Origin of the sequence: Shewanella sp. NKUCC06_TVS (genome assembly GCF_019345515.1) — a bacterium.
In the GTDB taxonomy this organism is placed as follows: Bacteria; Pseudomonadota; Gammaproteobacteria; order Enterobacterales; family Shewanellaceae; genus Shewanella; species Shewanella oncorhynchi.
The window spans coordinates 132,474-157,425 of sequence record NZ_JAHKQX010000006.1; the positions used below are offsets into that span (position 1 = coordinate 132,474).

A 24,952-nucleotide genomic window follows, 5' to 3' on the forward strand; every position below is an offset into this window, starting at 1 on the left:
GATAACTTGAATTTATAGACTAATTTGGCAGTTGGATCCCCATATCACGCATCCTTGCCATCTTGTATCTTAGGGTTCGTGCGCTAATTCCTAGCTTTTCGGCGACTAACTTACGACTTCCTTGGCATTGATTAAGGGTCTCTAAAATAATCACATGTTCTTGAGCTTTGAGCTCTTCACCTAAGCCATCTGGCTCAGAAGAAAATGGGTCTAGATCTTCACCGCTTAAAATCACATCCTGCGCATCGATAATAATGTCATTGGCAGTGATCAATTGACCGGCTCTTAATATCAAAGCACGCTGGATCACATTGTCGAGTTCACGTACGTTCCCTGGCCAGCGATGACTCAATAAACGTCGACGCGCATTCTCATCCAACTCAGGCACATCGGCAACATTCAATGCCTTAGCATGTTTAGCCAATAAATGACGCGCAAGAGGTAAAATATCTGCAGGACGTTGACTTAACGCAGGCCAAGCTAAAGGAAATACGTTAATTCGATAGTAGAGATCTTCCCTAAATCCGCCAGCTGCGACCACTGCCTTTAAATCACGATTGGATGTGGCAAGCACGCGCACATCCAATTTAATGGTTTTACGGCCACCTAAACGCTCAACTTCACGCTCTTGCAAAACCCGCAACAACTTAGCTTGTAAGCCTAAATCCATCTCAGAGATTTCATCGAGCAGCAAAGTGCCACCTTGAGCCTGCTCAAATTTCCCCGGACACGCTTGATAAGCCCCCGTAAATGCACCCTTTTCATAACCAAAAAGGGTGGCTTCGAGCATGTTCTCAGGAATAGCGGCACAGTTAATGGCCACAAAGGCTTGATTAGCACGGCTACTGTGTTGATGAATATAACGGGCCAAAACCTCTTTACCCGAACCGCTAGGACCTAAGATCATGACAGAGGCATCAGAAGCGGCAACCCGTTGAGCCAGTGCTAATAAGGCTAAACTTTTTTCATCAGCGACGACGGGCTGATCCACATTTTGTTTTAATGGCAAATAGCGTGAGACTTGATTGAGTAACACTTCTGGTGCAAAAGGTTTTGCTAAATAATCAACAGCGCCTAATTTTATAGCGTTCACCGCGCTACCAATAGTCGCGTAGGCCGTCATCAACAGCACTGGCAACTTAGGATGATGCTGCTGCAGGTAGTTCAATAAACCTAAACCACCAATACCTTGCATCTGCACATCGCTAATAACTAAATCAAACTGATGTTGTTTCAAGGCTAAAATAGCGTCTTCACCGGAGGCAACATCAACACACTCATACTGAGCCAGCATTAAAGTATCCAACAAGGCTTCACGTAATGAAGCATCATCCTCAACGAGCAATAACTTTGCTTCAGACATGGGTAATCTCCAAAGGTAATATCACCGCGGATTTAGCCCGAGGGAATACTAAAGACACAGTACAGCCTTTATTCGGTAAACAACTGAGTTGCAGTTGTCCTCCATGATTGCGCACCACAGATTGCACAACGGCTAACCCAAGCCCAGTTCCCTGCGACTTAGTCGTAAAGAAAGGTTCAAATACCTTCTGCTGCATAGTGGCGTCTAAGCCTTTGCCATTATCGATTACATCTAATAATAACCGTTCGCCCTCTTCCTTCGCTTGGATACGAATTTCAGTTGCTCCGGCTTCTATGCTGTTCATGACTAAATTATTAATCGCCGAGCTTAATGCATTGGAATTAGCTAACATCGAGCTGCTTGATGCATCATCAAATGACAAGTCACAGCCTTGCTTTGCCGCTATCGGCTCACAATTTGCCAAAACATTGTCGATAACCTCAGCCAACGAGATTAGATCTCCAAGTTCATCCTGACGACCTTTAGCCATCAATAGCATGTCGTTAACCTGCCGCTCGAGTTCATTGAGTCTATCAACAAGTTTTTGTTGAAATTTCGCTTTAGCAGCATCGGATAACTTAGGACTCGCAAGATTTGAAGCATATAACAAAGCGGCTGATAAAGGCGTGCGCACCTGATGAGCCAAAGTTGCTACCATCTTGCCCAGTGCAGATAAACGTTGTAAATGGGAGATATTTTTCTGTAATAACCGAGTTTCAGTCAAATCAGTTAACACAATTAATTGACCAGGCTCTGGCGTCAATGGCGTAATCGCTAATTTAACGCGGCGCCCATTACGCAGTGACACTTCGTGGCCATCATCGTCCTGTGGCGCAAAGGCACTGTGGATCACATCTATCCAGCGAACGCCACATAAGGAACGCTCAAGTAATTCAACTGCTACCGGATTAGCATCCGTGACTATACCGTCGCCATTGATAATCACCACGCCGGATGGCATAGCCTGTAAAATATGCTCCATTCGATTGGACATATTCGCGGCCTCACGCAGTTGGTTCCATTGTTTGCTAGTGTGCTTGAATGACTCAATTTGCGCTAGTGGGTTGGCTGACATAGTCACTCCGTCAAAAAATTGCTTATGACGGGGTGACTGCAGTATCTATGCCAAATTGGAAATTGAACTTTAGAGGTTAAAACAACTTATATAACAATAAAATAGAAAACTAATCTTTTGTCATTCCGTACTTACGCATTTTTTCTACAAGCGTTGTACGGCGTATTCCAAGCATTTCAGCAGCGCGAGCTACAACATTATCTTGTAGCTCTAGCGCCTGACGTATCATGTCTATTTCTAGTTCTGCTAACAAATCCTTAAGGTTCACACCTTCAGGCGGCAGCTCACTAGGGAAACGCGTTTCAGGGATTTCAACCGGCTCTTCATCGCTAAAGATAGAAGCTAAAGCATCACGTTCCTGTTGCTCTTCACTCATCTCTACACAATATTCGGGCACATCGATATGGCGATATTTGACAGGTAAATCGTTAACATCGACCAGTCCACCCGGATATAAAATGGTGAGGCGTTCGACTAAATTAGACAGCTCGCGCACGTTGCCCGACCAAGCATGTTCTTTCAGCGACTCTATCGCACGCTGCGTAAAACGCACCTTACCACGGCCTTCGTTATAGACTCGGCTAACTAACTCTTGTAATAGCAAAGGCACATCGTCCTTGCGATCACACAACGCGGGCATTTCAATCGGGAATACGTTTAGGCGGTAATAAAGATCCTCACGGAACTCATTAACGCTGATCATAGTTTCTAAATCTCTATGTGTTGCAGCAACTACGCGTACATCAGCATTAATAGTCTTAGTACCACCAACACGCTCAAATACCCGCTCTTGCAGCACACGGAGTAATTTAACTTGCATTTGTAGTGGCATGTCTCCTATTTCATCGAGAAATAGTGTACCACCTTCAGCTAATTCAAAACGGCCTTTACGAGAACAGATTGCCCCAGTAAATGACCCTTTCTCGTGACCAAATAGCTCACTCTCTAATAACTCAGGCGGTATAGCACCACAGTTAACAGGGATAAATGGACCGTCACGGCGCTCAGACAAATAATGGATATTACGGGCGACCACTTCTTTACCTGTACCCGATTGACCCAGAACAAGCACGGTTGCCTCAGATGTTGCTACTTGATTTATCAAGTGCCTCACATTCGCAATACCATCACTGCGTCCCACTAAGCTTCGGAATAACTTTGTTTGATTCGCACTAGTAGGGACTTGAGGCCGTTTAACTTGACCGAATACTTGGCAAAAGTGTAATAATTCAGTGAGCTGAGGATACGTTAAAGGTTCTTCTATATGTCCAAGAATATTAGACACTTGCAGATCGTCAACATTGCCAAGCAACAGCATAGGTTGCCATGGATGTTGACCTGCGATGTTTTTAAGCCCATCAGCATCCATAACATCAGTTAGGATAACTAAAGCTCGAAAACGGGTATCTTGGAGGCTAGCACTTAATTTTTCGGTGTCAATTTGTACAAATTGCTCACCTAAAAAATCCAAAATGCAACACAGGCGATTTAATCGCTCTGATGGAGGGCCGATAAGTAAAATTCGTTGATCTGTTTGCATCATTCAGTAGGCCGTAAAGCTCTAATATGTATTAATTCGCATTAATTATTTATGATTAGTTGCTGTAAAAGCTTAACAAATTCAATGTAACAATCTGTGCCACCATCACTACTTGTGATGAATATTGTATTATCAGCAGACGAGAAGCAAGCCTCAGATGAGGTTTATGCCAAACTGAATTGATTTTAGTTCATTTACATCATGATTCTAGTCTAAAACGTCAATACTTTGACTTTTAGCCAAAAAAAAGACGCAACCAGTGCGTCTATTTTTAATCACGAAATAAGATATTAACCCGCTTCAGAATGCGCAGAAATATTATGTTTATCTGCAGGAATTGCATCCCAACCTTCTTTGATAGTACGTAAAATATCACATACATCATCAATCGCTTTCACATCATTATTTACGTTAGCTTCAGAAATTCTACGCAACATAAAGTCATATAAATCACTCAAATTTCTAGCTATCTGGCCACCAGCATCCATATCTAGGCTATTGTTTAAACCAGTAATAATCCCAATAGCTTTGCCAATGTACATACCTTTATTAGACAAGTCATTTTGTTCAATCGCAAGACGACTTTGTGCTAAACGTTGCAGTGCCCCCGCAAACATAAGCTGAATAATACGATGTGGTGACGCAACAGTAATTTCACTCTCTAAAGACACCTTACGATACGATTGCAGTGATCCTCTCATAAACACCTACCTGTTTAAATCTATAGTCTCATAAACACTAATCTGGCGCTTATTCTTATTACCTGCATGTAATAATGCTTGTCTATCTGCCATAACAATACTTGCTTTACTTGTGTACTCTTGAGTAAGTTCAAGCTGATGTTGAAGATAATCAACATCTGTCATATTAGCATCAGCCACTAATACATTGAGTAAAATTTGACGCTCTCCAACCAGTACTTGCAAGTTCGACACCAACTCGTCAGATTGAGGCTCTTCAGCAGGAAGCTGAGTCAGTTTATTTAAATTTTCACTCAAAAGGACATTAAGCTCATCGAGTTGTTTCACTTATACTCCCCTTACTCATTTATAATTTCACTATCGTTTTTTAACAGCTCCAGGAAGCGAATTCAAACGATCAACAAGACCACTGCTCTGCTGATTTAGTTTTCCAACGACAAGATCCATCGCATTAAATTGCTTCGTTAAACGGGCTGTTAGTTGATCCATTTTAAGCGTGAAAGCTTCTCTTCTATCAGTAAGCTGGCTTTGTTGATTAGTATATCCGGTTTGACGTGACGCAATTAATCCTCGAGACTTGACATAACTATCAGCAAGATCATTAAAGCGATTAGCAAGCCCTTTATCTGGTGTCGAGAATAATGCCTCAACACTGGCCATATCTTCAGAGATGACTTTATTAAGTTTAGTATCATCGACAGACAACTTACCATATCTATCTGTTTTTATACCAATATCATATAATGCTATCGAACTGCCGCTATCAGTTGGCACTCGTTCACTCGATATACTTCGGAGTTGCGATTCTATAGAACGGATCATAGAGTCGCCCTGTAATGCAGCTGCTGTTTTTTTCTCTTTATCATAAGACGACATTTTATCAACTGCAGTCGCTAAACTATTGTAGGCATCGACAAAAGCTTTCACATTTGTCTTTACTGCATCATCATCTTGTTCAATTTTTAACGTAGTCGTCTTAGAAACATCAGCATCAGTTAAGTTTAACGTCACCCCTGCAATAGCATTTTTAACTTCATTAGTTTGCGAGGTAACTTTCTGATTATCGATATAAACAACTGCATTTTTAGCATCTTGAAGCGTGGAGATGTTACCAGCACCGAACATATCATTTAGTCCAGTTCCAGTCGTGTCATTAGCTGTAATACTAATTTGATTGTCTTCACCTGACTTATCTGAACTAAAAACCAATCGACTGCCTGCATCACTGGTAATAACAGTTGCAGTTACGCCCGCATTATCTGGGGATTCATTAACTTTTTTAGCAATCGCAGCAAGTGAATCGGTAGCCGAAACATCAATGGAGAAATTCTTACCATTGATACCAAAATCAAGGCTCCCTTCACCTACAGGTAATGCAGGATCTGCAACGTTTTTTCCAGCAATTTTATGATTTACCGCAAGTTGCTCAACTTTAATACCATAGCTACCCGCTTGTGCAGTTTTGTCTGTTGTTGCTGATAAATAAGTTTGATTACTAACAGAAACCTTACGCAGATTGAGGGCATCGCCAGTTTGAAGTTTTTTTAAGGCATCTTGAAACGTAGACAACGCACTTTTTAAGGTTCCCATGGCAGAAACTTTTGCTTTGATGCTGTCTTCCGTTTTATTAAACATCGCTTCTTTCGGTGTTTTTTCGGCATCAACTAAAACTTGCACAATTTCACTAATTTTAAGGCCAGATCCCATGCCTGTCGCTGTTAATGCCATATAGACCTCTCAATCAAACGTACTTACAAATATTTATGCTTCTGTTTTCATCAAAAGCCCTGTGACTTCTGATAGTTTTTCTGCCAAGGCTAATGCTTCTTCACTCGGCATTTGTCTAATCACATCACCAGTATCTCGGTCAAGTACAGTCACAACAGCTTGTCCAGAGTTCTCATCAACCTTAAATGCTAAACCTTTACGCATCATAGACATCATATCAGACAACTCTGTGGCAACTTGAGCCAGCTTACTCGGGTTCTGTTCATTTTTCGTTACATCTTGTTCCGCAGCTTGTTCAATAGCCGTATTTCGCTTTAACTCAGCATCTGGAGCAGATGCTTTTAGTGGCGTTTGAGCTAAATCAACCTTACTGTGAAGCATAGAAGGTGAACTTGCTATATTGATATCCATAACCATACCTCAGCAAATTTAGTAATAACTTTAAATAGTTACATTAAAATTACCCTATAAAACTACATTAACCTTTAAAGTGGCAAAGGGAGATCCGTCACCGAACCTCCCTTATCACTTTCTCACTATTCTGCGTTAAACTACAGCAGTGACAAGGCCACTTGAGGTAACTGATTGGCTTGGGCCAACATTGCAGAACCCGTTTGTTGTAACACTTGATTCTTGGTCATTTGTGATGTTTCTTTCGCAAAATCCACATCCACAATTCGGCTCTTAGCATCAGCAACGTTTGCTTGAGTATTAGCACTGTTACTGATGTTGTATGCTAGGCGGTTTTGTTTAGCACCTAAGTTAGCACGCTGACTATCAATCGTTTTAATGGCTGCATCAATATTCGCAAGTGCAGTTGAACGACCAGCAGAACTTCCAACAGACAAACTATTAACAGATAAAGCGCCAGCATTCGTTGCTTTTACTGAAATAGTAACGTCTTCACCTTCTTGGTGTCCGACTTGGAAGGTCTTACCTGCGGAGAAATCACCATTCAGTAATTTTGTGCTACCAAATGCAGTTGTATCACCGATTGCTGTAATTTCTAATGCCAGTTCATCAATCTCACTTTGCAATGCTGTCAAATCATCAGTGCTGTTAGAACCGTTCTCTGCTTGTACTGTCAAATCACGCATACGTTGAAGCATGTTAGTCTGTTCTTGCATCGCACCTTCAGAAATCTGGGCGATTGAAATGGCATCGTTAGCATTGCGCATACCAACATCAAGGCCACGCACTTGGCTGTTTAGTCGGTTAGATATCGCTAAACCAGCAGCGTCATCTTTGGCACTGTTAATACGCAGACCACTGGATAAACGTTCCATAGATGTGGCCAAACCGCCTGCGGAAGTATTTAAATTCTTTTGAGCTTTTAATGAAGTGACGTTTGTGTTTACTGTAATGGCCATGATCGTTTCCTCTTTATACCTGGCTTGTGAACTTGCCTGTCTACTTAAGCCAGGCGGGTCTTAGTGGTTACAGTATATTTAACGGCAGCATCTTTTTTAACTTTAGAGTTATTTTTTAAAATATCTTGATTTTAAAAAATAACTCTAATTATCATAAACATAAATATCAACTCCTATAAAACTTTGCCTACTTTTCTAGATAATTCTAGAACAAGTAGGCAAAAGCACTTCATATAACATCACGCAAGTAACATTAACCCAGAAGAGATAATGCAACTTGAGGTAACTGGTTAGCCTGTGCAAGCATTGCAGAACCCGTTTGTTGTAACACTTGATTCTTAGTCATAACTGAAGTTTCCTTCGCAAAATCGACATCCACGATACGACTCTTAGCATCAGCAACGTTGGCTTGAGTATTAGCACTGTTACTAATGTTATAGGCCAAACGGTTTTGCTTCGCACCTAAATTGGCTCGTTGATTGTCAATTGTTTTAATGGCAGCATCAATATTCGCAAGTGCTGTTGAACGACCAGCTGAAGTCGCTACGGATAGCGAATTAACAGATAAACTTGCAGCATTAGTTGTCCCTACCGAAATAGTGACATCCTCAGCTTCTTGGTGCCCTACTTGGAAGGTTTTACCCGCAGAAAAGCCACCAGTCATTAATTTGGTATTACCAAACGCCGTACTATCACCTATAGCAGTAATTTCTTCTGCTAATTGATCCATCTCTTTTTGCAATGCAGTCAAGTCATCAGTGCTATTCGCACCGTTTTCTGCTTGAACAGTCAAATCACGCATACGCTGCAACATATTGGTTTGCTCTTGCATCGCACCTTCGGCAATTTGAGCAATTGAAATCGCATCATTTGCGTTACGCATACCCACATCTAAACCGCGCACTTGGCTGTTCAAGCGGTTAGAAATGGCTAGACCAGCGGCATCGTCTTTTGCACTGTTAATGCGTAGACCACTGGATAAACGTTCCATTGAGGTCGCTAAACCGCTACTGGAAGTATTTAAATTCTTTTGTGCCTTCATTGAAGTCACGTTGGTATTTACTGTAATAGCCATGTTGAGTTCCTCTTCCTAGTTATACCGCCAAGGCTTGGAGCTTGGCTAAATTTTTAACAATTTATCTTACAGATGGATAGGTACTTGCTTTCTGTTAAATAAAGTCGAACAGGGAAACAGAACCCACCTTACTAAACACGCTAGAGACTGCGTTCAATGCAAGCTGTTGCTTTTCAAATTCCGTAATCGCTGATGCATAATCGAGATCTTCCAAGAGTGATAGCGCTGATGAGTTCACCACTTTCTCCTCGGTATGAGTCTCTTTGTAACTTTCGACAACTTTCAGATTATTTCCCGCCACACTTCTGGCAGAACTAATTTGATTGACGCCACTATCGATGTTATTCAATATCTGTGCCAACTGAGCTCGGCCTTGGGGAGTGTTGGCAGAATTAGGGTCTTCAATTAATGCAATCGCACTGCTGATCGTATCGAAAATACTGACTTCGGCCTGCGGCTCCATGGTGAAACTATCGCCAGCGCTGGGTTTTCCATCAATTTTAACTTCTATACCATTAAAACTAACGGGATTAGTGGCATCGAAGTTAACTACGTTTGCGACGGGATTACTTGCAGAATCGAGCACTTGCAAGTTAGTACCACCGGCACCATTATCAGTGAAGTTAAATGTATATGTATCAGCCACATAAGTTGCAGCGTCAGCAATTTTTGCTGTTTTAACGCTAAACTCCCCCTGCTGGCTGGCCAAATAATTGACGCTATAATCACCAAGTCCATTGGGTGCTTTCATAAACGCGCTATCGCCAGGGATGTTTGTCCCCATGGCAACACCCGTTTGTACTAAACTATTTTTGACGCCAGAATCGCCGCTATACACTATTTTAGGCGGCGTCGAGTTATCAAAAGCAAAAGGTTCTTTATCGGTACTGAAACCAGAGAACATATAATTGCCAGATTCATCCTTACTATTGGCAATAGAGAGCAATTCTTCTAAGCTGCCTTTCATCTCTTCGGCAATCATTTGCCGCTCAGTTCCTGAGAGTGTGCCGTTTATCGCTCGCATAACTTGCTCACGCATAGAGCCAGTTAAATCTTCAGCACTACCGAGTTTGCTTTCTGCCACAACAAGACGATTTCTCGCATAGTCAATATTTTTCATAAACTGATCGACTAGCGCATTTTTCTGATTCAGATTATCGATACCCTGTGACGCCACAGGATCATCACCAGCAGTATTGACTTTCTTACCACTGCTCAATTGGTCAAGAATTTTGCTGGTCGCCGTTTGCTTTTGCAGCACACTGGTAATGCTTTGATTAAAAATCTGCGCGGATGATAATCGCATAGTTAAATCTCCTAACGCACTGAGGATAATAAGGTGTCAAAAATCTGCTGTGCAGTCGTCATGATCCGCGCAGAGGCTTGATAGGCTTGCTGAAAACGCATTAAATTTGCTGCTTCTTCATCTAAGTTCACGCCCGACTCACTCTCTACTCGCGCATAAGCTTGTTGATACACTGCCTCTGCCGAACCAACACGCACTTCAGCCGCTTTCGTTTTACTGCCTACCTCGAGCTTAGTGTTCTCGAACACATCAGCTAGGGTCGACTTTCCCCCATTCATCACCTTACTTTCGCTCAACTTAGCCATAGCGACAGCATTAGAGTTATCCCCCGCTGCGAAGGATAAATCGAAGGTAAATCTGTCATTGCCTGCAGCCGCTTTGCTGTCAACTTCAAAGGTAAAACCAAAAGCGCTGATACTCGGAGGAGTATAAGGGGCTGCAGCCCCAAGGGATGTTCCAGCGGCGTCGAATGCTTCATAGGTTGGAGGCACAACTGTGGTATCGAGCTTTATCGTCAACTCACTGCCCGTTACAGGGAAATTTGCGGCATTACGATTGCTAATTTGAGTCAACTTCACTTGGGTATTGCCCGAGTTAGCGGCATCTGCTGAAATCTTTGGGGATGCGGCGGCAATGCCTTTAGGGTCTTTCATGACCACTTCAATGCCATTTGAAGCACCCGCTGTTGGGCGAATGGCAAAACGATCGCCAGACGCCATAGCGCCCGCTTTTATGTCAATTGAAAATCCAGATCCACCCGATAAAGTCGAGCCATTTAACGTCAGTGGCGTAATTGCCCCCGTTTTCGAATCTCTCAGCTCATAAGTTGCAGGCGCGGTAAATGACAGTTCGTAGGCACCACCAGTTAATAAACTGGTGTCATCTATGGTGACGCCTAATGTTGCATTACCCGTATTACCAGAAAAACCTGCTGCACGGCCCAAAGACATCATAGGATCGTTGATATCTTTGAAGATATTGGCACCAACTTGCCCATTGAGGTCAATACCTTGTGCTTGCATTTTATTGAAGTTATCAGCCACGCCCAAGGCTAATTGATCGAGCTCATGACCCGCGGGAATTAACGTTTGATCACGATAATCAAAAATGGCCCCTAACTGACCGCCAAGTTTACTCGGATCAACAGTGACACTTTGCGAACCAATACTTGAAGTCAATTGGAGCTCATTCGGAAATGGATCACCCGCTTGGACTCCCATCGTCATAGCAATTTCGCCAGAAACCAACATCACTGAGCCACCGAGCATTACGCTCTTAGCACCATTTTCTAATGGAATAACATTCACTTGAGCGTACTGGCTTAACTCTTGAACAAGTGCATCTTGCTTATCAAGCAACTGCGCATCCTGATTCGGCGACTTCATTAACTCTAGGTTTAAATTTGCCAGTTCTGTACTGATCTCATTGATACGCTTAGTCATACCAGTGATCTGGTCATTGGTCTGATTAAGCTGGCCATTCAAATACGACTGCATCTGATTAAGACTGCTGGCAACTTGCTGTGCGTTTGTTAGGGTCGAACTCCGAATACCCAAATCTGCAGGCAAATCAGCCACACTATTCAGCCCCGAAAACAGGTCATTCAAGCTTTGTGGCACAACTTTACCTACCTGTGAAAACAGCTGATCTAGCTCACTCAATTTACCATAGCTGGCTTCGGCGGCACTTAACGTTGTTTGGCCAATGCGTAACTCTCTTGCGGCATAGTCATTGTAGATACGCTTAACGTCATTAACGTAAGTTCCTGTGCCATAAAAACTACTACCAAAACGCTGCGATTCAAGAGTCGACTGGGTTGCCACTTGTCTGTGGTAACCAGCGGTATTGGCGTTAGCTATGTTATTACTGGTAACACCCAGTTGCGACTGGGAGGCAAGCACCCCAGTTCGCGCTATATTCAGTAGATCAACGGCCATTAGTTGACACTCCTATGAACAAACAGGGTTGTAAGATTCATCATTTGTCTTCTCCTGGCAGAATTGATTTCAGTTCTTCACTGATCGACTGCATCACTTTAATCACTTTTTCAGCGTATCGAGGATCAGTGGCATAACCCGCATCCTGCAAAGCTCGGATGAATTGAGTAGGGGAAGCGGCCACTTTTTTCGCATCTTGATAACGTTCACCTTCGGCAATGAAGGACACAAAATCGTTAAAGCTATGCTCGAAATCACTATAAACTCGGAAGTCAGCTTTTTGCTGGACAGCAACACCGTGCTCAAATTCTAAGGTACTGACGTTAGCCTTATCGCCTAACCAACGACGATCAGCTTTAATGTTGAATAGGTTATGACTCGGCGCACCGTTATTGCCGCGGACGATTTTTTGTCCCCAGCCAGTTTCCAGTGCCGATTGCGCCAATAATACTTCTGGTTGGGTACCTAATGTTTTTGCGGCTTTTTCAGCATGTGGATATAAGGTCGCTAAAAATTCTTCTCGACTACCGAACCTGACAATCTTTTGGGTTTCCCTAAATGCTGCCGTCGGCAAAACTTGGCCGCTAATCACAGGTTCTACCACTGAAAGTGATTGTTCACTCCAGCTCGGCTTAGGCGTATCGATAGCCAGTGAACGATTAGGCGCATCAATGTCCATTGATGAATTGGCATCTTCAGCTCTATCCGGTTCAAATACAGGCCGAGCGATAGCAGCCGGCACACCATGATTTACAACTGTGGGTTCAACCACAGGAGTGGCTGAACTCTGCATAGGCACATTAAGCGCTTTATCGTCGTGGAGCATTTTCATGCCACCATCGTCACGCAATACCGATGCAGGCGTGAAATGACTTGTTTCGGGAGAGAGTTGCTGCACCATCATATCGGCAAGGCCCAATACACCTTTGTCAGATAAATCGACCGATAACTGCTGATCGCGCATCTGCTCGTAAAACTGAGTGTATTGGCTATTGAGTGGACTATCAGACTGAAAAACCGCATTGGCATCGCGCATACTTTTCATCAGCATTTGCACAAAAATACCTTCAAATTGTTGGGCAACCTTTTTCAAGGCGCCCTTCTCATCTTTCTGAGCCTGAGCGCGGAGTGAATCTAGCCCGCCCAGGTCAAGAAAATGTGATGAACTTGAAAGCTTTTCCATGATTTTCCCGACAGAAATTAGATGATGATAAGTTCACCATGCAAAGCTCCTGCCACTTTTAATGCTTCAAGTATTGCTAACACATCTGAAGGGGCTGCACCGACTAAGTTAACCGCTCTAACCAGCTCATCCAGCGTAGTGCCTGGATTAAACATAAACATACGGCGGTCACTTTCTGTCGCTGTGATCGTACTATTACTCGTGACGGTTGTTTGACCATTTGCCAACGCGTTAGGCTGCGAAACCTGTGTCGCCTCCGCAATCGTGACAGTCATGCCGCCATGGGTAATCGCCGCAGGGAGTAAGCGTACGTTTTGCCCAACCACTATGGTTCCAGTACGCGAGTTAACGATCACTTTGGCAGATTCCTCTGCGGGAACAACATCAAGGTTTTCAAGCGTTGCTAAAAAGGAGACCCGTTGTGATACATCACGTGGAGCCGTTACCTGAACAGACGTCGCATCTAAAGGACGCGCCATATCAGGACCTAATAGATCATTGATCGCATCGGCCATGCGCTGCGCAGTAGAGAAATCCGAACGACGTAGGTTAAACGTCAAATAATCGCCAGTTGAAAATGGGGTTGCTACACTACGCTCAACAATTGCGCCATTGGGTATACGACCTACAGTTGGCGTATTTTGAATCACCTTTGAACCATCTAAACCATCGGCACTAAAACCACTCACCACTAAACTACCTTGGGCTATGGCATACACATTACCGTCTACCCCTTTCAAAAAGGTCTGTAATAAGGTGCCACCGCGTAAGCTTTTGGCTTCGCCTAAGCTAGATACCGTTACGTCAAGATCTTGACCAGGTTTGATAAAGGCGGGCATATCCGCGTGTACGGCTACCACTGCAACGTTTTTAATTTTCGGTTTGACGTTGTCAGGAAGATTAATCCCAAAGTTTTTGAGCATAGTCATAAAGGTCTGCTCGGTATAACTGGTTTTTTCCCCCGTTCCCGGTAAACCGACCACTAAGCCATAACCAATCAACTGGTTACTACGCACACCTTGCACATTGGCAATATCTTTAATTCGTTCAGCCTGACTAGGTAGAGAAAACACTAGCATGGCAACGGCTAACACCAGTTTATATTTCATGATACGACTCCTTAGAAGGGCCACCAGTCGCTCATAAAGAACTGGCTTAACCAGCCCACTTTTTGAGCATCTGCGAAAGTGCCTGTGCCACTGTATTGGATACGGGCATTAGCCATTCGCGTTGAATCGACAGTGTTATCGGGTTTAATGTCCTGCGAGCGAACGAGACCAGTGACACGAATAAACTCATCACCATTATTGATTGAAATCCATTTTTCACCACGGATCACTAAGCTGCCGTTGTTTAGCACTTGCATCACGTTTGCCGAGATGCTGCCATCTAGACTATTACTCTGATCCGCATCCGATTCACGCTTAGTGTTCATGCTATCTTTGTAACGCAAATCAATTGGCACTCCGCCAATGGACACATTACTACCACCTGCAAAGATGGGATCTAAGCTCATGTCTGAACCTTTTTTGATCTGATTGCCTGCACTCTTCTTAGCTTGAGTCGATTCCTTCAATACGATAGTGATAATGTCACCGACTTTGTGGGCGCGTATATCCGAATACAAGCTAGATGCTTGGCTGTCTTGATAAATAGAGCCAGTTGCGGCAATTTTTGTCGGCGGTGCCTCTGGGTATACCGGCGCGTAAAAGGGATCATCCGCAAGGGGTTTCTTTTGCGTCGAGCTACAAGCTGCAAGCAATAACGCGACGGCCAACACAAGATATCTAGCCATGATGTTTGCCTCTATAAATTCTGAGTCACATAAGACAGCATCTGATCTACCGCTGAAATCACTTTTGAGTTCATCTCGTAAATGCGCTGACTTTCGATAAGGTTCACCAGTTCCTCGGTCACGTTCACGTTAGAGGTTTCTAAGGCGCCTTGACGAATAGCACCCATACCATCTAACGAAGCGGTACCTTGAATGGGCGTGCCGCTCGCACCAGTTTCCGTATATAAGTTTTGTCCCATAGGATCTAGACCCGATGGATTAATAAAATCCGTCATAGTCAACTGACCCACGACTTGGTTCTCAGCGGTACCCGGCGTTTTTACTGAAACTTCACCCTCTGCTGAAACGGTAATACTGGTCGCATTATCAGGAATAGTGATCGCGGGTTGTAGCAAATAGCCAGAACCTGGAGTCACAATCTGACCCGTATCGTCTAAGGTAAACTGACCATTTCGAGTATAAGCAGTGGTTCCATCAGGGAGCTGGATTTCAAAAAATCCAGGACCTTCAATCATAAGATCCAGCGAGTTATCCGTCGTCAGCATGTTACCCTGAGTAAACATTTTTTGAGTGGCGACGACTTTCGTACCCGCACCTATGTTTAATCCGTTGGGTAGCTTAGTGTTAGATGCACTAACACCACCTGCTTGGTTAACTGTTTGATAGAGTAAATCTTCAAATACTGCGCGGCTTTTTTTGTAGCCCACAGTGCTAGCGTTCGCTACGTTGTTTGAAATCACTGAAATATCAGTTTGCTGTGCGTCTAAGCCAGTTTTACTAATCCATAACGCCGGATGCATAATCTATCTCCTAACTAATACGCATTAATGAAGATGAAGCGCGATCATTCTCTTCCGCGGTTTTCATCATCTTGACTTGCAATTCAAACTGCCGCTGAAGATCAATCAAAGACACCATTTCATCAACAGGGTTAACGTTACTGCCCTCTACGGCACCACTTTCAACTGCGACGAAAGGGTCAGCTGGTGCTGCTTCACCTGACATTTGTCGAAATAATCCATCTTCACCACGCATCATCTGCGCATTGCCGGGATTAACTAACTTCAATCTCGCCACTTCTTCTATCACTTCAGCAGTCGCCCCTTGAGGGCGAACAGACACTATGCCATCCTGTGAAATTGACACTTTATCAATAGGTAATGGCAGCACTATCGGGCCAGCATCCCCCATCACGGGATTGCCTCTGTCGTTATACAACATGCCCGTCGCATCGAAACTGAGACTACCGGAACGGGTATAAGCTTCACTGCCATCTTTCGCCTGAACGGCAAACCAGCCATCGCCTTTAATGGCAACATCGAGATCCCGTCCAGTGGTTTTTATCGGACCAGAGCGAAAATTAGCTGACGGAGATTCTGTCATCGCAAACACCCTTGAAGGCAACCCTTCACCGAAGGCTTGCATCGATCTGGCCTGCGCCATATCTGATTTAAAACCATCGGTATTAGCATTGGCTAAGTTGTTCGCACGGAGTGCCAGCTCATTCATATTTTGCTTAGCGCCACTCATGGCGACATAAAGGAATTTGTCCACAGACTGCTCCGTCAAATTTTCTACATGACAATACCCAAGCAAGCATCATGCCAACAAAAAATAACGTTTAATTTACTGATAGAATTGAAAAATATGAAAATGAAGTGATTTGACGGCAGGATAAAGGCTAAGTGTTGCCACTGGCGGCAACACTTAGTTAAACAAAGTAATGATTAGCGGATTTGTAATACGGTTTGTTGCAGCGTGTTATTCACTTCAAGGGTACGAGAGTTCGCTTGGAAGTTACGCTGCGCCGAAATTAAATCGACCAGTTCAGTCGTCAAATCAATGTTCGATTGCTCTAACGCCGATGAACTGATGCTACCAAAAGTTCCACTATTTGCCTCACCCGCTAACGCTGGACCTGAAGCTAAACTGGCTTTCCACGACGTATTACCCACTTGCGTTAAACCTTGTTCGTTAGCAAAACGAACTAAAGCAACCCGTGCTAAAGGCACGGTTGAGCCATTAGAATAACTCGCGGTCACTAAACCATCTTCGCCGATTTCAACGTTAGTTAAGCGACCTACAGTCGTACCATCTTGCGTCAACTCAGTTGCACCAAAAGGAGCCGCATATTGCGTTGGGGCATTAAACTTCACAGTCAACTCTTGAGTACCATCGGCACCTGGCCCTAAAACACCCGCACCACTGACGCCCAAAGCCTCAGTCTTGACTATAGCAGGATCACTACCAGTGTAGACACCAACAGAATTGAACTTGAGTACAGAGCCTTTCCAACCACCAGCAGTTTGAGCCGTGCCCGTTGCATCAGGTGTGCCATCGCCGGTGGTATCTGTTTGATAAGTACCAGCAGGACCGGCTAGATCTACTTGCTTTCCATCAACAGCATAGTAAGCCACCCAATTGTTCTCACCATTGTACGAACCATCTTTGGGCTTAACAAAATAAGTGGTCATAATATGTGGCTCACCGAGTGAGTCATAAATTGTCATTGATGTAACGTTATTGTAGGTTTTTGCATCTAGAGGATCGAATGCCGCGGGGTCGAGTGCACTTTCCTTAGCATTTAAGTTCATTTGTAAAGTAACATTCTCAGTCTTTACAGGGCTACCCGCAGTGTCTGGTATTTGTACCGGCTTAGCCGTCGTTAAACTCACTGATGTTGAGTTCCCATCTTTATCCACTGGGAAAGTTTGCAAATAATTACCAGCAGAATCAACCATGTAATTATTTTTATCTACCTTAAATGCTCCAGCACGGGTAAACGAGTGGTCTAATGTACCCAGTTCAGAAGCAGTAACGAAAAAGCCACCCCCTTTAATCGCCATATCAAGGGAGTTATTCGTCAACTGTAAGCTACCTTGATGGAATTGCTGTGCCACTTGGCTCGTCGCAACACCACCACCGACAGCAGTTTTAGCATTTGAAAAAATAGAATTAGCGTAAACATCCGCAAATTCAGCACGGGACTCTTTAAAGCCAATGGTGTTCGCATTAGCAATGTTATTCGCCGTAGTGTTTAAATCTTTCTGCGCAGCAGAAATGCCACTCAATGCAATGTTAAACGACATAATTCACCTCTACACTTGACTCAATTCATTTATGAGCGATTTACGCCCAATTCGGATGCTGCAAAAATTCTTTTATACAAGCTTAGGTTTCAGACACAGCTAACACATCGGTTAACTTGATGCCCATACCGCCTCTCAAGTTAAGAATCGCGCCAGTACTGGCAGTACCGAGAGAAACGCTGGTCACATGAGCATAGGTCGAGACTGGCAATTCTTGGGATTTCCCATCCACTAAACCACTCGCCTTGATCGTATAGTTACCTGCGGTTACAGGTTTTCCATCTTTATCGAGGCCATCCCAGTTAACATCGACATTGCCCCCCTTACTGCCATCAACTTTAAAGGTGGTCACAACTTGGCCTTTCTCATCCTCAACACGTACAGTAACTTCAGGAATTTTAGCTGGCGTGCTAATCACACCTTTTATTGTTGGGCTTTCAGCTGAAATGTTACCTGTATCAGTTGGGATCAATACCTTGCGACCAACAAGTCCTGATGCCTGTAATGCTTGGCTTGATGTCATAACACCGTTTAAATTAACGATTTCCTTATTCAACTTAGTAATACCATCAACCGTCGAGAATGATGCCATCTGCGCAATCATTTGGTCGTTGTCGACGGGCTTAAAGGGATCTTGCATCGATAACTGTTGGCTTAATAACGAGAAAAAGTCATCTTGAGTTAACTGCTGGCTTTTTGCTTCCGGTACTATTGAATCTTTTGGCAAACGTATGCCATCAAGAAACGGATTACCCGTTGAGCTGGTTGATGAATTCGTCGTAACGGCATTTGGCTGACTCTTATTTTGAGCCGTCTGCGCCGACGCTTGGTTAATTTGATTAATGAGGCTCACAGCTTACCTCCTAAGTAACACATGTTATTTACCCATCCCAAGTGTTTGTTGCAGCATAGACTTAGCTGCTTCAGCGACTTGAACATTCATTTGATATGAGCGCGAAGCAGAAATCATATCTGCCATTTCTTCCATGACATTAACATTCGGTTTATAAATAAAGCCGTCCGCATCCGCCATTGGATGATCGGGCGAATATTCTTTCAGTAGTGGTTTATCACTTTCTACAATGCCTTTTACCGCAACGCCTTGAGAAGCTTGTTGCTGACTTTGGGCTTTAGCCATTTCGGCTTCAAAAATGGGATGACGGGAACGATAGGTCTTATCTACACTACTCGAGACGGAATCCGCGTTAGCTATGTTGCTCGCGGTGGTGTTTAGCCTGACCGATTGAGCAGACATTCCCGAGCCAGCAACATCAAATATGCTAAATAAACTCATGATTAATCCCCTCTCAACGCTTTCTTCATGCCACTAAACTTACTGTCTAAAAAACCTAGCGACATTTGATATTCAAGTGCATTTTGCATGAATGCCGATTGTTCCTGTTGTATATCAACAGTATTACCATCACCGGTATCGGGTTGATTTGGCACACGGAACTTAACAAATTGTCCAGTCAACTCCGCAAGCCCAAAATGCTTATCTGGCTCTTGCATTTCAAGACTATTTCGCTGCAGCTGTTGGCCTCGAGCGGCCTGCATTGCCGCAGAAAAATCAACATCGCGGGCTTTGTAATGTGGCGTATCTGCGTTAGCGATATTGCTTGAAATGACTTCAGCCCGCTGCGCTCTAATACCGAGAGTGTATTGATGCACACCCAGTGCATTATCAAAATTGATCGCCATAAAATTGCCTCCTCGTGTTCTCACGAAAACAAAGCAATTCATGTGCCAACATCAGGAAAATTTTGAGAATAACAACAAGGATGAACAAGTGATGAGTAAAAAATTACCGACAATTGTCGGTAATTTTCTTTAGAGCGGCTGAGTTAAGTCTTTTTCTGGTAATAAATGCCAGGGTTACAACGAACCATATCAAACTCGTCCGTTAAACCAGCGATAGATTCTGATGCGCCGAGAAATAAAATCCCTTTGGGATTGAGAGCGGCAGCGAATTGCCGCAAAATTTTTGCCTTTGCCTCTGGTGCAAAATAAATCAGCACATTGCGGCAAAAGATAATGTCGAACTTGCCAAGCAGACTATAACTCTCGAGTAAATTATGCGCTCTAAAGTTCACCAACCGCTTCACATTGTCCTTTAACTTCATATTGCCTGAAGGTAATGCATCAAAAAACTGACGCTTACGTTCTTCAGATAAACCACGCGCTAATGCCAAACTATCGTACTCGGCATTTTTGCAACGTTCCAACATGGAAGGAGATAAATCCGTTGCTTGAATAGAAGCACTACCAGCCAAGGCACCAGGCTTCTTCTGTTGATACTCAAGAATAGTCATAGCCAATGAGTATGGCTCTTGGCCTGACGAGCAAGCCGCAGACCAAATTTTAAGCGGACGCCCCAGACGACTGTATTCAGGTAGTAGGACATTATTCAACAACTCAAATGGATAACGATCACGGAACCAAAGGGTTTCATTGGTCGTCATAGCATCGATCACTTCAGCTCTGAGCGCACGCTCAGTAGGCTTCATCGAATGCTTAACCACATCAGATAAGGATGGCAGGTTATATTTGCCCATCAAAGGAGCAAGACGACTGCGCACAAGATATTGCTTATTTTCACCCAGTACGATGCCGCTGTGTTGCTCTAAGAACAACCTAAATTGATTATATTCAGCCTCAGCGAGTGATTTATTTGGCACATTCACATCCTAAATCCTATAGCAAGCACCAAAATCAGTGCGAAACCATCATGTTATAAAGTCGAGATTATAGCGTAAAGCGTATCTAGGTACTAACCTACAGCAATTACAAACTTAAATGCTTATTCACAGCAGCGGCCAGTTCGTCAGGATTAAACTTAGCGATAAAGTCATTAGCCCCCACTTTTTGAACCATTGCCTGATTGAATACACCACTTAACGAAGTATGCAGTACCACTTTAATATGCTTAAGCTTAGGATCATCTCGGATTTCAGCAGTCAGGGTGTAGCCATCCATTTCAGGCATCTCAATATCAGAGATGATGAGGGGGATCTCATCGGCCACATTATCCATCTCTTTGGCGATTTCTTTAAGCTTGTCTAATGCTTCGCGACCATCTTTTGCGGTATCAATTTGTAAATTCAATGACTCAAGTGAACGAATAATTTGCTTACGCGCCACGGCAGAATCATCAATAACCATAATATGGTAATGCTGAGTTCTGTCGAGGGTCAGTTTTTCATTGGCTTCTTCACTGATAGCCGTTTTAACTGGTGAAATCTCATCTAAGATTTTTTCCACATCGAGAATTTCAACTAATTCACCTTCAATTTCAGTCACAGCTGTAAGATAAGAATAACGGCCAGCACCTTGCGGCGGAGGCATAATCGCTTCCCAATTCATGTTGATGATCCGCTCAACAGAACTGACCAAGAAGCCTTGAACACTGCGGTTATATTCAGAAATAATGATGAAACAGTTTTCAGTGCTTGCTAAAGGTTTTCCCCCTGTTGCCGCACTCAAATCAATCACTGAAATGGTTGTTCCACGAATATGAGCAACACCCTTCACATAAGGATTAAGTTTAGGCAAAGTGGTCAGTGGTGGACACTGCAGTACTTCTTTCACCTTAAACACGTTAATCCCAAACCGTTGACGACCGTTTAATTTAAAAAGCAGCAATTCTAAACGGTTTTGTCCAACGAGCTGGGTTCGTTTGTTGACTGAATCAAGAATACTCGACATAACTCTGCCTTGTTGTTCTGTTTATGTTCGGCCCTATAACTCAGTTGAGTATAGGCATATTAATTGCTTACGTCTTATCTATCGATAAACATAGTCGAAACTGAGTCAATCTTCTGACAGTGATGCAAATTATTATTACAGTAGTCAGCTTCGAACTTAATAAAAGTATAGGTGCATTCTGGCGTTACAAGCTAGTCTCTTCATTATGAAAGTAAATTTAGTCTGTTTTTTTAGTCTTTTCCCCCTCTTCATGCCCGCTTTAGCGAGTGCAGAGCCTATTGTCCCCACCGTATCGGCAATCTCAGAATTAGCTAAAGCGCTTATTTCAGAAAAAATATCCGTTCCAGAAAATGCCAAAGTAAATATTTCGCCACAGATGGTTGACGCAAGAATGCTGCCGTCACAATGTTCGTCTCCAATGAAAGTTGAACTGGCTAGCGATAGGGAAATTAGCCGTAATAACACCTTAAAAGTCAGCTGCGATACACAAGACTTAGCTTACCCTTGGCAAATCTATATCTCGGTTCGGGTGGATATCTTATTCCCCGTTGTTGTCTCAACCGAAATCTTAGCACCAGGCGAACTCATCTCTCCTAGTCAAGTAGAAGTCCGTTACATTGAACAAAATAGCTTGAGAGGTGCCGAATTCGATGACCCGAGTAAATTGGCTGGCGTGCGAGTAAAACGACGAGTAGCAAAAGATAATCCCATATTAAGCAACAACTTATGCTTCGTTTGTAAAAATGATTCGGTATCTATCTACGTTCGTTCTGGCTCATTCGAGCTCAAAACAGTGGGCGAAGCCCTACAAGATGGCAATAAAGGTGATCGGATCAGAGTCAAAAATAGCAGTTCAAACAAAGAACTAGATGCTATAGTCACAGGCATTGGCGAAGTTGAAGTAAGAATGTAAAATAATCTAAAGCTTTTTTGTAAGCTGCCGATACCCCAGTTAAGAAATCCCGTACACACGACGCTGGAGCCTAAAATGGCAATTGATATTAGCAAACTCAACACTGCAACGACTGCGCAAGTTCGTTCAGGTGCAACGAAAACGAGCAGCGATCAATCTGCTCAAGTTGCTACAAAATCGACAACACCACAAAGAAGCGACTCTGTGGTCATTACGGCCCAGGCACAACAACTTCAAGGAGCTCAGACTAAAATGGCTAGCCTTCCTGAAGTTGATCAAAAGAAAGTAGCAGAAATCAAACAAGCTATTGCCGAAGGTCGCTATAAAATTGACCCAGAAAAGTTGGCTGCCAATATTGCAAGTTTTGAAGCCGAACTTAATGACTTAAATAAAGAGTAACTATGACTGAAATAGCTAAACTGGTAGATCTACAACACGCCCATTTGGCTGTTCTTAAGCAAATCATACTCAAGGAAAAAGGCGCTTTGGTTGACCAAAACGCCGATTTACTGCTTTCCCTTGCTAACGAAAAATCGCAATGTCTGAAAGAACTAAAGACTAATGATGATATTCTGGCAAAACACAGTGATAAATCGCTACTCACTCAGCAAGTCGAACTCGTGCATAAAATGGCCGAGATCAAAGACGCATTGACTGAATGCAAAGAATTAAACGAACAAAATGCCAGTTTAATTGAGATGAATTTAGCGAGTTTAAATCGCTTTGCTCAAGCTTTACAAGCCAGTAGAAACGCCTCCAGCCTCACCTATAACGATAAAGGCAAGACCTCGACTATCTCAAGTTTAGGCAATGATTTAAAGGCCTAACAAGCGCATCACTCCCACTTAGCATTCCCTTTTCTAAGCTCTGATTAGATCTTAATGTCTTGTACAAAAAGAAAAGCCGCGTTAATACGCGGCTCAATACATGCTGTTGAACATACATTCAATAACGCTAGAAATACGTCACTTCCTTCACTCGTTGTGGACGGTTCTGTTGTTGATAAAGCGCCCAAACCTGTGAAAAATCAAGTTCTAACTCAGTCACATAATGCTCGCCTGCTGGATAACTCTTAACGACTCGTGCGCCGCGGATCACGCCAGAAACTGACGCTTTGACATTATCGTCCGTCAACATCCAATCACTAACACTGCTGTTTGCCGTTATTTTCTGCCCATAAACTTGTTCCGCTAATTCACGATAAGCCACAATTTTTGATGCCTGCATAGCCATCAACACTCTTTGTGATTGCTCTTTAGCCGGTTGAGTCGCTAAGGGCGCATATCCTATAGCCGTTAACTTAGGAAAACTCGGCGGCGGCACATCTTCCCATTGCACATATCTATCTTTAGCAGCGCAGCCAGTTAGCATTAGCCCCGTGATAAGTAATAAAAGGTAGTGTTTCATTTTCCATCTCCTAAGACACGTACTTCATTCATGCCCGGACTCGCCTGACGATATAAGATGCCATTTTGTGACACAATTTGCTCCGAAGGCTGCATGTAGTTTGCCAACTCTTTTTGAGTCACAAAAGTTTGAGATGCCGATACCACGCGATTGTTACTAATGTTCACAATCCGAGTATTGATCGCCATACCATTGGTTACTACGCTCATAGTCGAAACGACAAGATGCTCAACAGGAAGATCTTTCGACAATTTTTGCCAATCTCGCGTCAAAATAAAATCCCCGTCAGATGTGACTCTCAAGCCATCAGCTAAGTTTAAATCCACCACATTAAACTGAAAGCTATGGAGCGACGTCATTAATCCTTGCTGTAACTGTTGCGCTAACGCATTAGTGCCATTCAAATCGCCCACTAATACTGGTGTTGCAACTACGATAGGTTGATCAGCACGCAAAGCATCATTTTGCTTAACGAGCTCAGTCACTATTCGCTGTGCTAAATGGTTGATCACTGCCGTTGGCGGCAACCCATTGCCATCCACTAAACTCGGTTTGGGCGGCGTAACCGGTTTAGCTACACATCCACCTAACATTATCAATGTTAAGGGAATAATCACACGCTTTAGCATTGGATTTACCTCATCTATGGGTGCATTGGCAGTCAAGTGACTCACTTTCTAAGCTTCAAATTTTTAATGAGTAACAAAAACCAGCAATCTTCGGACCAATATTAACCTCAGTCCGACAATATTCTTCTATTACCCA

27 protein-coding genes are annotated in these 24,952 nt (G+C 43.4%); 3 read left to right on the plus strand and 24 right to left on the minus strand.

All coding sequences use genetic code 11. The annotated features are described in order from the left end of the window. Nucleotides 1-19: 19 nt before the first annotated feature. The 22 genes from KO531_RS08765 to KO531_RS08870 form a co-directional block, all read right to left on the minus strand. Nucleotides 20-1,363, minus strand: coding sequence for a sigma-54 dependent transcriptional regulator (locus tag KO531_RS08765; protein WP_028761192.1), 1,344 nt, complete (start codon nucleotides 1,361-1,363; stop codon nucleotides 20-22). Then, complete coding sequence (locus tag KO531_RS08770; protein WP_173497646.1) at nucleotides 1,356-2,438, minus strand: PAS domain-containing sensor histidine kinase; 1,083 nt, start codon at nucleotides 2,436-2,438, stop codon at nucleotides 1,356-1,358. The genes KO531_RS08765 and KO531_RS08770 overlap by 8 nt, the downstream gene beginning before the upstream one ends. A gap of 109 nt (nucleotides 2,439-2,547) precedes the next feature. Beyond that, nucleotides 2,548-3,981, minus strand: coding sequence for a sigma-54 dependent transcriptional regulator (locus KO531_RS08775; protein ID WP_105251936.1), 1,434 nt, complete (start codon nucleotides 3,979-3,981; stop codon nucleotides 2,548-2,550). Between the two features lie 287 nt (nucleotides 3,982-4,268). Beyond that, nucleotides 4,269-4,679, minus strand: a complete 411-nt coding sequence (fliS, locus tag KO531_RS08780; protein ID WP_028761195.1) for a flagellar export chaperone FliS — start codon at nucleotides 4,677-4,679, stop codon at nucleotides 4,269-4,271. A 6-nt stretch (nucleotides 4,680-4,685) separates the two neighbouring features. Beyond that, on the minus strand, nucleotides 4,686-5,006 hold the full coding sequence (locus KO531_RS08785; protein WP_168824469.1) for a flagella biosynthesis chaperone for FliD, FliT: 321 nt from the start codon (nucleotides 5,004-5,006) through the stop codon (nucleotides 4,686-4,688). 30 nt (nucleotides 5,007-5,036) lie between these two features. Continuing rightward, nucleotides 5,037-6,407, minus strand: a complete 1,371-nt coding sequence (gene fliD, locus KO531_RS08790) for a flagellar filament capping protein FliD (protein ID WP_131523082.1) — start codon at nucleotides 6,405-6,407, stop codon at nucleotides 5,037-5,039. A 33-nt stretch (nucleotides 6,408-6,440) separates the two neighbouring features. Beyond that, nucleotides 6,441-6,818, minus strand: a complete 378-nt coding sequence (locus KO531_RS08795) for a flagellar protein FlaG (RefSeq protein WP_131523081.1) — start codon at nucleotides 6,816-6,818, stop codon at nucleotides 6,441-6,443. A gap of 140 nt (nucleotides 6,819-6,958) precedes the next feature. Beyond that, the gene (locus tag KO531_RS08800) at nucleotides 6,959-7,777 is read right to left on the minus strand and encodes a flagellin (RefSeq protein ID WP_131523080.1); all 819 of its coding nucleotides are present in this window, start codon (nucleotides 7,775-7,777) and stop codon (nucleotides 6,959-6,961) included. A 253-nt stretch (nucleotides 7,778-8,030) separates the two neighbouring features. Beyond that, the gene (locus tag KO531_RS08805) at nucleotides 8,031-8,852 is read right to left on the minus strand and encodes a flagellin (RefSeq protein WP_028761199.1); all 822 of its coding nucleotides are present in this window, start codon (nucleotides 8,850-8,852) and stop codon (nucleotides 8,031-8,033) included. Nucleotides 8,853-8,946: 94 nt separating this feature from the next. Then, nucleotides 8,947-10,158, minus strand: a complete 1,212-nt coding sequence (gene flgL, locus KO531_RS08810; RefSeq protein WP_131523079.1) for a flagellar hook-associated protein FlgL — start codon at nucleotides 10,156-10,158, stop codon at nucleotides 8,947-8,949. Nucleotides 10,159-10,169: 11 nt separating this feature from the next. Next, nucleotides 10,170-12,095, minus strand: coding sequence for a flagellar hook-associated protein FlgK (gene flgK, locus KO531_RS08815; RefSeq protein WP_131523078.1), 1,926 nt, complete (start codon nucleotides 12,093-12,095; stop codon nucleotides 10,170-10,172). A gap of 40 nt (nucleotides 12,096-12,135) precedes the next feature. Continuing rightward, a complete protein-coding gene (gene flgJ, locus KO531_RS08820) occupies nucleotides 12,136-13,278 on the minus strand; it encodes a flagellar assembly peptidoglycan hydrolase FlgJ (RefSeq protein WP_219250936.1) in 1,143 nt (380 codons plus the stop codon). Nucleotides 13,279-13,295: 17 nt separating this feature from the next. Next, a complete protein-coding gene (locus tag KO531_RS08825; protein WP_028761203.1) occupies nucleotides 13,296-14,387 on the minus strand; it encodes a flagellar basal body P-ring protein FlgI in 1,092 nt (363 codons plus the stop codon). An 11-nt stretch (nucleotides 14,388-14,398) separates the two neighbouring features. Beyond that, nucleotides 14,399-15,073, minus strand: a complete 675-nt coding sequence (gene flgH / locus KO531_RS08830) for a flagellar basal body L-ring protein FlgH (protein ID WP_028761204.1) — start codon at nucleotides 15,071-15,073, stop codon at nucleotides 14,399-14,401. A gap of 11 nt (nucleotides 15,074-15,084) precedes the next feature. Beyond that, a complete protein-coding gene (gene flgG / locus KO531_RS08835; protein ID WP_028761205.1) occupies nucleotides 15,085-15,873 on the minus strand; it encodes a flagellar basal-body rod protein FlgG in 789 nt (262 codons plus the stop codon). A 10-nt stretch (nucleotides 15,874-15,883) separates the two neighbouring features. Next, the gene (flgF, locus tag KO531_RS08840; protein ID WP_219250937.1) at nucleotides 15,884-16,627 is read right to left on the minus strand and encodes a flagellar basal-body rod protein FlgF; all 744 of its coding nucleotides are present in this window, start codon (nucleotides 16,625-16,627) and stop codon (nucleotides 15,884-15,886) included. Nucleotides 16,628-16,800: 173 nt separating this feature from the next. Further along, nucleotides 16,801-18,162 (minus strand): flagellar hook protein FlgE, encoded by a 1,362-nt coding sequence (gene flgE, locus KO531_RS08845; protein ID WP_028761207.1) that lies wholly within the window; start codon nucleotides 18,160-18,162, stop codon nucleotides 16,801-16,803. 82 nt (nucleotides 18,163-18,244) lie between these two features. Continuing rightward, nucleotides 18,245-19,015, minus strand: coding sequence for a flagellar hook assembly protein FlgD (gene flgD / locus KO531_RS08850; protein ID WP_131523075.1), 771 nt, complete (start codon nucleotides 19,013-19,015; stop codon nucleotides 18,245-18,247). A 24-nt stretch (nucleotides 19,016-19,039) separates the two neighbouring features. After that, on the minus strand, nucleotides 19,040-19,456 hold the full coding sequence (gene flgC / locus KO531_RS08855; RefSeq protein ID WP_006085646.1) for a flagellar basal body rod protein FlgC: 417 nt from the start codon (nucleotides 19,454-19,456) through the stop codon (nucleotides 19,040-19,042). A 2-nt stretch (nucleotides 19,457-19,458) separates the two neighbouring features. Then, the gene (gene flgB, locus KO531_RS08860; protein ID WP_105251927.1) at nucleotides 19,459-19,863 is read right to left on the minus strand and encodes a flagellar basal body rod protein FlgB; all 405 of its coding nucleotides are present in this window, start codon (nucleotides 19,861-19,863) and stop codon (nucleotides 19,459-19,461) included. A gap of 143 nt (nucleotides 19,864-20,006) precedes the next feature. After that, nucleotides 20,007-20,846 carry a protein-glutamate O-methyltransferase CheR gene (locus KO531_RS08865; protein ID WP_168824478.1) on the minus strand — a complete coding sequence of 280 codons (840 nt, stop codon included), beginning with the start codon at nucleotides 20,844-20,846 and terminating at the stop codon, nucleotides 20,007-20,009. Nucleotides 20,847-20,946: 100 nt separating this feature from the next. Then, complete coding sequence (locus KO531_RS08870) at nucleotides 20,947-21,867, minus strand: chemotaxis protein CheV (RefSeq protein WP_028761211.1); 921 nt, start codon at nucleotides 21,865-21,867, stop codon at nucleotides 20,947-20,949. A gap of 205 nt (nucleotides 21,868-22,072) precedes the next feature. On the opposite strand from KO531_RS08870, the gene flgA reads away from it, so the two are divergent. The 3 genes from flgA (at nucleotide 22,073) to KO531_RS08885 (ending at nucleotide 23,607) form a co-directional block, all read left to right on the plus strand. Then, the gene (gene flgA / locus KO531_RS08875; protein ID WP_219233958.1) at nucleotides 22,073-22,780 is read left to right on the plus strand and encodes a flagellar basal body P-ring formation chaperone FlgA; all 708 of its coding nucleotides are present in this window, start codon (nucleotides 22,073-22,075) and stop codon (nucleotides 22,778-22,780) included. 75 nt (nucleotides 22,781-22,855) lie between these two features. Next, nucleotides 22,856-23,179 carry a flagellar biosynthesis anti-sigma factor FlgM gene (gene flgM, locus KO531_RS08880; RefSeq protein ID WP_107948432.1) on the plus strand — a complete coding sequence of 108 codons (324 nt, stop codon included), beginning with the start codon at nucleotides 22,856-22,858 and terminating at the stop codon, nucleotides 23,177-23,179. A gap of 2 nt (nucleotides 23,180-23,181) precedes the next feature. Continuing rightward, nucleotides 23,182-23,607: a flagellar protein FlgN gene (locus tag KO531_RS08885; protein ID WP_131523073.1), complete on the plus strand. Its 426-nt coding sequence runs from the start codon at nucleotides 23,182-23,184 to the stop codon at nucleotides 23,605-23,607. A 127-nt stretch (nucleotides 23,608-23,734) separates the two neighbouring features. Here KO531_RS08885 and KO531_RS08890 read toward each other — a convergent pair whose 3' ends face one another. Together KO531_RS08890 and KO531_RS08895 are read right to left on the minus strand one after the other, a co-directional pair. After that, entirely contained in the window at nucleotides 23,735-24,187 is a 453-nt protein-coding gene (locus KO531_RS08890; RefSeq protein ID WP_198572634.1) for an LPP20 family lipoprotein, read from the minus strand. Beyond that, on the minus strand, nucleotides 24,184-24,816 hold the full coding sequence (locus tag KO531_RS08895) for a FlgO family outer membrane protein (RefSeq protein WP_219250979.1): 633 nt from the start codon (nucleotides 24,814-24,816) through the stop codon (nucleotides 24,184-24,186). Before KO531_RS08895 ends, KO531_RS08890 begins: the two co-directional genes overlap by 4 nt. Nucleotides 24,817-24,952: the final 136 nt, after the last annotated feature.

Bases quoted from the DNA above. Each gene is read 5' to 3' on its own strand.
- KO531_RS08765 (WP_028761192.1), bottom strand. From the start codon at position 1,363: ATGTCTGAAGCAAAGTTATTGCTCGTTGAGGATGATGCTTCATTACGT.
- KO531_RS08770 (WP_173497646.1), bottom strand. From the start codon at position 2,438: ATGTCAGCCAACCCACTAGCGCAAATTGAGTCATTCAAGCACACTAGC.
- KO531_RS08775 (WP_105251936.1), bottom strand. From the start codon at position 3,981: ATGATGCAAACAGATCAACGAATTTTACTTATCGGCCCTCCATCAGAG.
- fliS (WP_028761195.1), bottom strand. From the start codon at position 4,679: ATGAGAGGATCACTGCAATCGTATCGTAAGGTGTCTTTAGAGAGTGAA.
- fliD (WP_131523082.1), bottom strand. From the start codon at position 6,407: ATGGCATTAACAGCGACAGGCATGGGATCTGGCCTTAAAATTAGTGAA.
- KO531_RS08795 (WP_131523081.1), bottom strand. From the start codon at position 6,818: ATGGATATCAATATAGCAAGTTCACCTTCTATGCTTCACAGTAAGGTT.
- KO531_RS08800 (WP_131523080.1), bottom strand. From the start codon at position 7,777: ATGGCCATTACAGTAAACACAAACGTCACTTCATTAAAAGCTCAAAAG.
- KO531_RS08805 (WP_028761199.1), bottom strand. From the start codon at position 8,852: ATGGCTATTACAGTAAATACCAACGTGACTTCAATGAAGGCACAAAAG.
- flgL (WP_131523079.1), bottom strand. From the start codon at position 10,158: ATGCGATTATCATCCGCGCAGATTTTTAATCAAAGCATTACCAGTGTG.
- flgK (WP_131523078.1), bottom strand. From the start codon at position 12,095: ATGGCCGTTGATCTACTGAATATAGCGCGAACTGGGGTGCTTGCCTCC.
- flgJ (WP_219250936.1), bottom strand. From the start codon at position 13,278: ATGGAAAAGCTTTCAAGTTCATCACATTTTCTTGACCTGGGCGGGCTA.
- KO531_RS08825 (WP_028761203.1), bottom strand. From the start codon at position 14,387: ATGAAATATAAACTGGTGTTAGCCGTTGCCATGCTAGTGTTTTCTCTA.
- flgH (WP_028761204.1), bottom strand. From the start codon at position 15,073: ATGGCTAGATATCTTGTGTTGGCCGTCGCGTTATTGCTTGCAGCTTGT.
- flgG (WP_028761205.1), bottom strand. From the start codon at position 15,873: ATGCATCCGGCGTTATGGATTAGTAAAACTGGCTTAGACGCACAGCAA.
- flgE (WP_028761207.1), bottom strand. From the start codon at position 18,162: ATGTCGTTTAACATTGCATTGAGTGGCATTTCTGCTGCGCAGAAAGAT.
- flgC (WP_006085646.1), bottom strand. From the start codon at position 19,456: ATGAGTTTATTTAGCATATTTGATGTTGCTGGCTCGGGAATGTCTGCT.
- flgB (WP_105251927.1), bottom strand. From the start codon at position 19,863: ATGGCGATCAATTTTGATAATGCACTGGGTGTGCATCAATACACTCTC.
- KO531_RS08870 (WP_028761211.1), bottom strand. From the start codon at position 21,867: ATGTCGAGTATTCTTGATTCAGTCAACAAACGAACCCAGCTCGTTGGA.
- flgA (WP_219233958.1), top strand. From the start codon at position 22,073: ATGAAAGTAAATTTAGTCTGTTTTTTTAGTCTTTTCCCCCTCTTCATG.
- flgM (WP_107948432.1), top strand. From the start codon at position 22,856: ATGGCAATTGATATTAGCAAACTCAACACTGCAACGACTGCGCAAGTT.
- KO531_RS08885 (WP_131523073.1), top strand. From the start codon at position 23,182: ATGACTGAAATAGCTAAACTGGTAGATCTACAACACGCCCATTTGGCT.
- KO531_RS08890 (WP_198572634.1), bottom strand. From the start codon at position 24,187: ATGAAACACTACCTTTTATTACTTATCACGGGGCTAATGCTAACTGGC.
- KO531_RS08895 (WP_219250979.1), bottom strand. From the start codon at position 24,816: ATGCTAAAGCGTGTGATTATTCCCTTAACATTGATAATGTTAGGTGGA.